The sequence below is a fragment of the Marinobacter sp. genome, assembly GCF_041690455.1.
Lineage (GTDB): Bacteria > Pseudomonadota > Gammaproteobacteria > Pseudomonadales > Oleiphilaceae > Marinobacter.
In genome coordinates, this window is the sequence record NZ_JAWLHI010000109.1 from 1 (window position 1) to 7,865 (window position 7,865).

The following is a 7,865-nucleotide window of genomic DNA, read 5'->3' on the forward strand; positions in this document are numbered from 1 at the left end:
TTTACGGAAGATAACTCCCTCGGTACGCCGAGGGCGTGGCGGGTGTTCCTCCCGGGAATGTCTGCGGCCATGGATGGCCGCAGTCAAGCGCACATGGATGTGCTCGTAGCGTTTCCCGGGAGGAACACCCGTCACGCCCGGATGCCCCCGAATAAGAAGGCAGGGAAAATGACCATACTTCAAAGCAAGATTAACCCCAGGTCCGAAGAGTTCCAGGCCAACCAGGAATCCATGGCCCAGGCCGTAGCCGACCTGCGCGACAAAGTGTCCACCATCCAGCAAGGCGGCGGCCCCTCCTACCAGGAGCGCCACATCGCCCGTGGCAAGCTGCTGCCCAGAGAGCGCATCAACCGCCTCCTGGACGACGGCTCCCCCTTCCTGGAAATCGGCCAGTTCGCCGCCTACAACGTCTACGATGAAGAAGTCCCCGCAGCAGGCGTGATCGCCGGCGTGGGCCGCGTCTCCGGCACCGAATGCATGATCATCGCCAACGACGCCACCGTAAAAGGCGGAAGCTACTACCCGCTGACCGTGAAAAAACACCTGCGCGCCCAGGAAATCGCCCTGCAGAATCGCCTGCCGTGTATCTACCTGGTCGACTCCGGCGGTGCCAACCTGCCCCGCCAGGACGAAGTATTCCCGGATCGCGACCACTTCGGCCGCATCTTCTACAACCAGGCCCGCATGTCTGCCGACGACATTCCGCAGATTGCCGTCGTTATGGGCCTGTGCACCGCCGGTGGCGCCTACGTGCCCGCCATGGCCGACGAATCCATCATCGTCCGAAACCAGGGCACCATCTTCCTGGCCGGCCCGCCGCTGGTAAAAGCCGCCACCGGTGAAGTGGTCAGCGCCGAAGACCTCGGTGGCGCCGACGTACACTGTAAAATCTCCGGTGTGGCCGACCACTACGCCGAGAACGACGCCCACGCCCTGGAAATCGCCCGGCGCAGCGTCTCCAACCTGAACCGTCGCAAGCCAACGGATGTGGAAATTCGCAAGCCCAAGGCACCGCTGTACGACGCCGAAGAAATCTACGGCATCGTCGGCACCGACCTGCGCAAGCAGTTCGACGTGCGTGACGTCATCGCCCGCACCGTCGACGGCTCCGAGTTTGACGAATTCAAACGCTACTACGGCCAGACCCTGGTGACCGGCTTCGCCCATATTCACGGCTACCCGGTGGGCATCATCGCCAACAACGGCATTCTGTTCAGCGAAGCCGCCCAGAAAGGCGCCCACTTCGTTGAATTGTGCTGCCAGCGCAACATCCCGCTGCTGTTCCTGCAGAACATCACCGGCTTCATGGTCGGCCAGAAATACGAATCCGAAGGCATCGCCAAGCACGGCGCCAAGATGGTTATGGCCGTGGCCTGTGCCAACGTACCCAAGATCACCGTACTGATCGGCGGCTCCTTTGGCGCGGGTAACTACGGCATGTGCGGCCGCGCCTACAGCCCCGACTTCCTCTGGATGTGGCCGAACGCCCGCATCTCGGTGATGGGCGGCGAACAGGCCGCCGGCGTTATGGCCACCGTTCGCCGTGAAGGCATGGAGCGCAAGGGCCAGGAATGGAGCGCCGAGGAAGAGGCGGAATTCAAGAAGCCGATCATCGACACTTACGAACACCAGGGCCACCCGTACTACGCCAGTGCCCGCCTCTGGGACGACGGCGTTATCGACCCGGCCCAGACCCGGGAAGTGGTTGCCCTGAGCCTGTCTGCCACCCTTAACCGACCCGCCAAGCCGACACGCTTTGGCGTGTTCCGGATGTAATCGGGGAGACTGACATGACAGACAACGAATCCGCAGTTCTGCTCAAACGTCGCGACGAAGGCATTGCCGAGGTGGTTCTAAACCGCCCTGACAAACGCAACGCCTTTGACGACGTGATCATCCAGCAGCTGATCAGCACCCTCACCGAGGTGAATGCCGACAACAGCGTGAAGATCGTTATCCTGCGCTCCGAAGGCAAGCACTTCTCCGCCGGGGCCGACCTTGGCTGGATGCGCCGCATGGCCGAGAACAGCCGCCAGGAAAACCTGGATGATTCCCGGGAACTGGCGCGGCTGATGAACGTACTCAACCACCTGTCCAAGCCCGTGATCGGCCTGGTACAGGGCGCCGCTTTCGGCGGCGCGGTGGGCCTTGCCGCCTGCTGCGACATCGTCATCGCCACCGAGAAATCCAGCTTCTGCCTCAGCGAAGTGAAGCTCGGCCTGATTCCGGCCGTGATCAGCCCCTACGTGGTGCGCGCCATCGGCGAGCGCCAGGCCCGGCGGTACTTCATCTCCGCCGAAGTATTCACCGCCCAGCAGGCTCAGGAATACGGCCTCGTACACATCGTCTGTGACGATGTCGATGCCATGGAAGCCCGCTGCAACGAGATGCTCCAGCAACTGGCCATGAACGGGCCCGAGGCCATGAAAGCCGCCAAGGAATTGGTATTCGCCGTCAGCCACAAGCCCATCAACGACGACGTGATTGACGACACGGCACACCGCATCGCGGATATCCGGGTGGGTGAAGAAGGGCAGGAAGGGCTCAGCGCCTTCCTGAACAAGCGCAAGGCCAACTGGGTTCCGGAGGAAGAATAACAATGTTCAGCAAGATACTGATCGCCAACCGGGGCGAAATCGCCTGCCGGATCATACAAACCGCCCACCGCATGGGCATTCGCGTCGTCGCCGTCTATTCAGAGGCCGACGCCAATGCACGGCACGTGGCCATGGCCGACGAAGCCTTCCACATCGGCCCCGCACCCAGCTCCGAGAGCTACCTGCGGGCTGAAAAGATCATCGAGATTGCCAAGCAGAGTGGCGCCCAGGCCGTTCACCCGGGCTACGGTTTCCTCTCGGAGAACACCGCGTTCGCCGAAGCCTGTGAAGCCAACAACATTGTCTTCATTGGCCCGCCCTCCTCGGCCATTGCCGCCATGGGCTCCAAATCTGCGGCCAAGGCCATCATGGAAAAAGCCGGCGTACCCCTGGTGCCCGGGTACCATGGTGACGACCAGTCTGTGGAAACCCTGCGGGCCGAAGCCGAGAAATGCGGCTTCCCGCTGCTGCTAAAGGCCGTCGCCGGTGGCGGCGGCAAGGGCATGCGCGTGGTGAACAACATGGGCGAGTTCGACGATGCCCTGGCGGCCGCCAAGCGGGAAGCCCAGAACGCCTTTGGCAACCCGGACATGCTGATCGAGCGCTACCTGACCCAGCCACGGCACGTGGAGATTCAGGTGTTCTGCGACAAGGATGGCAAGGGCGTGTATCTGGCCGAGCGTGACTGCTCCGTGCAGCGCCGCCACCAGAAAGTCCTGGAAGAAGCCCCGGCCCCCGGCCTGAGCGAAGACACCCGCAAGGCCATGGGTGAGGCCGCCGTGCGCGCCGCCCAGGCCATCAACTATGTGGGCGCCGGCACCGTTGAATTCCTGTACGACGTGGATGGTTCCTTCTTCTTCATGGAAATGAACACCCGCCTGCAGGTAGAGCACCCGGTTACCGAGATGGTCACCGGCCAGGATCTGGTGGAGTGGCAGCTGAAAGTGGCCTGGGGTGATGCCCTGCCGCTGGAACAGTCCCAGGTGAAAACCCGGGGCCACGCCCTGGAAGCGCGGATCTACGCCGAGGACCCGGACCAGGACTTCCTGCCGGCCACTGGTAACCTGCGTTACCTGAGCACCCCGGATGAAAGCGCCCACGTGCGGGTGGATACCGGTGTGACCGAAGGCGACGACATCAGCATCCATTACGACCCCATGATCGCCAAGCTGATCGTGTGGGACGAAACCCGCGATCAGGCCATCAACCGCATGGTCCAGGCCCTGGAGCATTACCGCATTGCCGGCGTGAAGACCAACATCCGGTTCCTGCACGCCCTGGCCGACGCCCAGCCGTTCCGGGAAGCGGACCTGACCACCGGGTTCATCGAGGATCACCGGGAACTGCTGTTCCCGAAGTCCAAACTGGATACCCACAAGGCCCTGGTACTGGCCGCCGGTTTTGTTCTGGAACAGCGCAAATCCCGGGAAGTGGTCAGCACCGACCCCTGGTCACCGTTCGGCCGCCAGAACAGCTGGCGCATGAACTCCGAATACGCCCAGCCACTGCAACTGCAGGTTGGTGAAGAGATTCACGACCTCAAGGTACTGGAGCGCGATGACCGTTATCAAGTGTATGTCGGCGACAGCGTGTACAACCTCACCGCCCGCCTGGACGACGATTATCTACAGGCGGTCATCAACGGCCACCGCATCAGCATCCACGGCAACCTGCACAATGACCAACTGGTGCTGTTCTACGAAGGCGATACCTTCAACTGCAACGTGTACAAGGAAAGCTACGGCTTCGAGGAAATGGCCGGCGACGGCAGCCTGGCCGCGCCCATGAACGGCGCCATCGTCGCCGTGCAGGCCAAAGTCGGCGACAAGGTCACCGCTGGCCAGAGCCTGGTGATCATGGAAGCCATGAAGATGGAGCACGCCATCAAGGCCCCGGCCGACGGCGTGGTCACCGAGATCTTCTTCGCCGAAGGCGACCAGGTTTCCGAGGGTGCCGAACTGATTGCCATTGAGGTGAATGACCCTGAAGCGAAACAAGAGGAGGCAGGCTGATGGCCTTTCCCAAACAGGTTCGCCTGGTTGAGATGAGCCCCCGGGACGGACTCCAGAACGAGCCCGGCCCGGTGATCGCCACCGCCATCAAAACCGGGCTGATCGACCGCCTGGCAGACAGCGGCCTGAGCCACATCGAGGCCGCCAGCTTCGTGTCCCCGAAATGGGTGCCACAAATGGGCGATGCGGCCGAGGTGATGGCCGGCATCAACCGCAAGGCTGGCGTTCGCTACTCCGCCCTCACCCCGAACCTGAAGGGGTTTGAAGGGGCGCTGGCAGCGAAGGCTGACGAAGTCGCCGTCTTCGGCGCCGCGTCCGAATCCTTCACCAAAAAGAACATCAACTGCACCATCGCCGAAAGCCTCGAGCGCTTCGCCCCGGTGGTGGAAGAAGCCCGCAAACACGGCATCCCCGTGCGCGGCTACGTTTCCACCGTCATGGGCTGCCCGTACGAGGGCGACATCGCTCCGGAACAGGTGGCCACCGTGGCCAAGGCCCTCTACGACATGGGCTGTCACGAAATCTCCCTGGGCGACACCATTGGCGTAGGCACCCCGATTAAAGCCAAGCGCATGCTCGAAGCCGTTGCCGCCCATGTGCCCATGGAAAAGCTGGCAGCCCACTTCCACGACACATACGGCCAGGCACTGGCCAACCTGTACGCGGTGCTGGAAGAAGGCGTCAGCGTTATCGATGCCTCCGTCGCCGGCCTCGGTGGCTGTCCCTACGCCAAAGGCGCCTCGGGCAACGTCGCCACCGAAGACGTGCTATACCTGCTTAACGGCCTTGGCATAGAAACCGGTGTTGATCTGGAAAAACTGGTCGCGACCGGCGACTGGATCTGCAATCAGCTAAACCGTCACAACGGTTCGAAAGTCGGTCAGGCAACAGACTGTCAAGCCGGCTCATGAAAATAGGATTTGACTCATGAAAAACCAAACCACTCCCAGCCCTGATATTTTATGGTCGCCCTCAGAAGACACCCTGAAGGACTCCAGAATGGGCCAGTTCAAGGCCTGGCTGGAGCAGCAGGGCCTAGGTCCCTTTACCGATTACCACGCTTTGCACCAGTGGTCGATTGATGAGCTTGGGACCTTCTGGCAAAAGGTCTGGGATTACTGTGGTCTGGTCTGCGACACACCGGCCGATAGAGTCCTTGGCAAGCGCGAAATGCCTGGCGCCGAATGGTTCCCGGGTATGAAGCTGAATTTTGCCGCCAACCTGCTCCGTTTGGCGCAGGGAGAGCACGCCAATCGCGAGGCGGTGGTGGCCTACTGTGAAACTCGCCCTGTGCTCCGCCGCACCTACGCCGAGCTAAGGGCGGACGCGGGTGCCCTTGAAGCATTCCTGCGTGGCAAAGGCATTCAACAGGGCGATCGAGTGGCTGGTGTGGTCACTAACGGCTATGAAGCCCTGGTTGGTATGCTGGCAGCGACCAGCCTCGGCGCCATCTGGAGTTCCGCGTCTCCCGATTTTGGTGTTGGCGCCATTCTCGATCGTTTTGGTCAGATTGAACCCGCAGCGCTCATCGTTGTTAACGGTTACGGATACGGTGGCAAGGTGTTCGCCCGCCAGCAGGATTTTGCCGAGCTAATCGCCGGCCTGCCTACGCTGAAAACCGTTGTCAGCGTCCAGCAACTGCCTGACGAAGCCCCGATTCCTGGTGATCTGGTCACCACCTGGGAAGATGCACTGGCCTCCGGTGCGGGCAAGCCGCCTTCGTTCACGCCGCTTGCCCCGGACCACCCAGTGTATATCCTGTATTCGTCCGGTACCACGGGCAAACCCAAGTGCATCGTTCACGGCAACGCCGGACTGTTGGTTAATCATGCCAAGGAATTGATGCTTCATGGCGACGTTGGTACGCAGGACCGGTTCCTGTACTTCACCACCTGTGGCTGGATGATGTGGAACTGGCAAGCCTCCGCCCTGATGACAGGCGCGGCAGTGATCACCGTTGACGGCTCCCCGGGCTATCCGACCCTGAACTTCCTCTGGGACATTGTGGCGGAAGAGAAGGTCACCCATTTCGGCACCAGTGCGCGCTTCATCGCCGGCTGTCGGAAGGGCGAGCTGGCGCCCGCGAAAACGCTGGACCAGAGCAAACTGCGGGTGGTGTTCTCCACCGGTTCGCCGCTGTTGCCGGAAGATTACGATTGGGTCTACAGCGACGGTGCGCCAGGCGCCCTGCTCGGATCTATCGCCGGCGGTACTGATATCTGTGGTTGTTTTGTGGGCTCAACCCCGCTGCTGCCTGTTCGTCGCGGCGAAATCCAGTGCCGTTTCCTGGGTGTTGATGCTGTCGCTTACGCCGACGATGGCCAACCGGTCAGCGAAGGCCGCGGCGAACTGGTCTGCCGTCAGCCCCTGCCATCCATGCCCGTCAGCTTCTGGCAGGACCCGGATGGTGAGCGCTACCGCGATGCTTACTTCAACACCTTCCCCGGCGTCTGGGCCCACGGCGATTTCATCGAATTCACCGAGCACGGCGGCGCCATCATCTACGGCCGCTCCGACGCTACCCTGAATCCCGGCGGTGTTCGAATCGGTACCGCGGAAATCTACCGCCAGGTCGAAACCGTGGCTGAGGTCAAAGACAGCCTTGTGGTCGGTCGCCAGATCGACGGCGACGTGGAAGTGGTTTTGCTGGTGGTCCCGGCCGCCGGCCAGGAAATCACCAACGATCTGCTTAAACAACTCAAGAGCCGAATCCGCGAGGGCGCCAGTCCACGGCACGTACCCAAGCGCATCGTGCAGGTGAACGATATTCCGTACACCCGAAGCGGCAAGAAGGTGGAGCTAGCCGTCGCCAGGCTAATTAATGGTTCCAAAAAGTCGGATAACCGCGATGCCCTGAGCAACCCCGAGGCGCTGGACGAGATCGCAGCAGCACTAACAGATGTCGGCCTCCTGTAATTAAAGGCGCCTACACCTGTGAAAATCAACACTTCGATTAGCCGGTTAAAATTAACTTTCTTGAATTGTGGAGGGGCATAGTGGAACGCGAATCGATGGAATTTGATGTTCTGATCGTCGGCGGCGGCCCGGCGGGCCTGTCGGCAGCGTGCCGTGTCATGCAGCTGGCGCAGGAAGCTGGCGAGGAACTCACCGTATGCGTGGTAGAAAAAGGTTCTGAGATCGGCGCTCACATTCTGGCCGGTACCGTATTCGAGCCCACTGCCCTCAACGAACTCTTCCCGGACTGGAAAGAGAAAGGCGCCCCGCTGAACACGCCGGTTACCCGTGACGACATTTT

6 protein-coding genes are annotated in these 7,865 nt (G+C 61.4%); all 6 read left to right on the forward strand.

What is annotated here, in order from left to right; all coding sequences use genetic code 11:
- Positions 1 to 168 precede the first annotated feature (168 nt).
- Entirely contained in the window at positions 169 to 1,776 is a 1,608-nt protein-coding gene (locus ACESMW_RS17835; RefSeq protein ID WP_108019342.1) for a carboxyl transferase domain-containing protein, read from the forward strand.
- A 14-nt stretch (positions 1,777 to 1,790) separates the two neighbouring features.
- Positions 1,791 to 2,597 carry an enoyl-CoA hydratase-related protein gene (locus ACESMW_RS17840; protein WP_273085176.1) on the forward strand — a complete coding sequence of 269 codons (807 nt, stop codon included), beginning with the start codon at positions 1,791 to 1,793 and terminating at the stop codon, positions 2,595 to 2,597.
- Between the two features lie 2 nt (positions 2,598 to 2,599).
- The gene (locus ACESMW_RS17845; RefSeq protein WP_372988327.1) at positions 2,600 to 4,609 is read left to right on the forward strand and encodes an acetyl/propionyl/methylcrotonyl-CoA carboxylase subunit alpha; all 2,010 of its coding nucleotides are present in this window, start codon (positions 2,600 to 2,602) and stop codon (positions 4,607 to 4,609) included.
- Positions 4,609 to 5,520, forward strand: coding sequence for a hydroxymethylglutaryl-CoA lyase (locus ACESMW_RS17850; RefSeq protein ID WP_372988328.1), 912 nt, complete (start codon positions 4,609 to 4,611; stop codon positions 5,518 to 5,520). The genes ACESMW_RS17845 and ACESMW_RS17850 overlap by 1 nt, the downstream gene beginning before the upstream one ends.
- A gap of 16 nt (positions 5,521 to 5,536) precedes the next feature.
- The gene (locus tag ACESMW_RS17855; protein WP_372988329.1) at positions 5,537 to 7,525 is read left to right on the forward strand and encodes an acetoacetate--CoA ligase; all 1,989 of its coding nucleotides are present in this window, start codon (positions 5,537 to 5,539) and stop codon (positions 7,523 to 7,525) included.
- A gap of 80 nt (positions 7,526 to 7,605) precedes the next feature.
- Positions 7,606 to 7,865: NAD(P)/FAD-dependent oxidoreductase (locus ACESMW_RS17860; RefSeq protein ID WP_372988330.1), on the forward strand; the 260-nt coding region annotated here is incomplete at its 3' end.

Bases quoted from the DNA above. Each gene is read 5' to 3' on its own strand.
- ACESMW_RS17835 (WP_108019342.1), top strand. From the start codon at position 169: ATGACCATACTTCAAAGCAAGATTAACCCCAGGTCCGAAGAGTTCCAG.
- ACESMW_RS17840 (WP_273085176.1), top strand. From the start codon at position 1,791: ATGACAGACAACGAATCCGCAGTTCTGCTCAAACGTCGCGACGAAGGC.
- ACESMW_RS17845 (WP_372988327.1), top strand. From the start codon at position 2,600: ATGTTCAGCAAGATACTGATCGCCAACCGGGGCGAAATCGCCTGCCGG.
- ACESMW_RS17850 (WP_372988328.1), top strand. From the start codon at position 4,609: ATGGCCTTTCCCAAACAGGTTCGCCTGGTTGAGATGAGCCCCCGGGAC.
- ACESMW_RS17855 (WP_372988329.1), top strand. From the start codon at position 5,537: ATGAAAAACCAAACCACTCCCAGCCCTGATATTTTATGGTCGCCCTCA.